The 624-nt window shown below is 40.1% G+C and carries 1 protein-coding gene; it reads left to right on the plus strand.

Annotation, left to right across the window (positions count from 1 at the left end):
• Positions 1-456, plus strand: a 456-nt coding sequence (locus H8S17_RS16325; RefSeq protein ID WP_243238122.1) for a hypothetical protein, incomplete at its 5' end; no start/stop codon positions are given.
• Between the last annotated feature and the right edge of the window lie 168 nt (positions 457-624).

Consider the following 624-nt stretch of genomic DNA (forward strand, 5'->3'; position numbering starts at 1 on the left):
TTCTCTGATTCTGCAATGGTCAGCAGGGCAGTTGCAAGAGGATATGTTACGGTCAATGGTAAAGAGGTGGAATTGACGGAAGATACCAAGCAGCAGTTGTTAAAGACAGACAAAGAAGCCAGCACCGCAAGGGAAAAGGCATATCAGGATTATGTTATGCAGCATGAGATGGCGGTTGCAAAGCAACAGAGTGAAGCGTGGAGAAAAGCGTTAGATGGAGTGCCGGATAGTTTAAGAATGTTGTTGGAAATAAATAATACTGAAAATGTGCCGGAATATTCAGAAAAACAAAAAAAGCAATATAACGATGCAATCAAGGCTTATGATCATACCGGTAACGGTGTAAGCTGGTCGCAGTTTGAATGGAAAACTTACGATACGCAGATGACAGTTACATTTGAGGATTCGGTGAAAGTTGAAGGCATTTCGAAAGGAATGAACCTGATAAATGGATAAGCATAATAGAGGTTAAGATATATGCAGAGAAGATAAAAATGTGAGGTGGATTCATGGGAATTTCGATTTCAAATGCAACGAGTTCTGCTATTACAAAATATAGTGTATCGCTGAGAAGTGGAGAACCTGATTGGTCTATGATTCCAAGTGCAGGGAAAAGCAATAAGT

It is taken from the genome of Roseburia zhanii (assembly GCF_014287635.1).
Lineage (GTDB): Bacteria > Bacillota > Clostridia > Lachnospirales > Lachnospiraceae > Roseburia_B > Roseburia_B zhanii.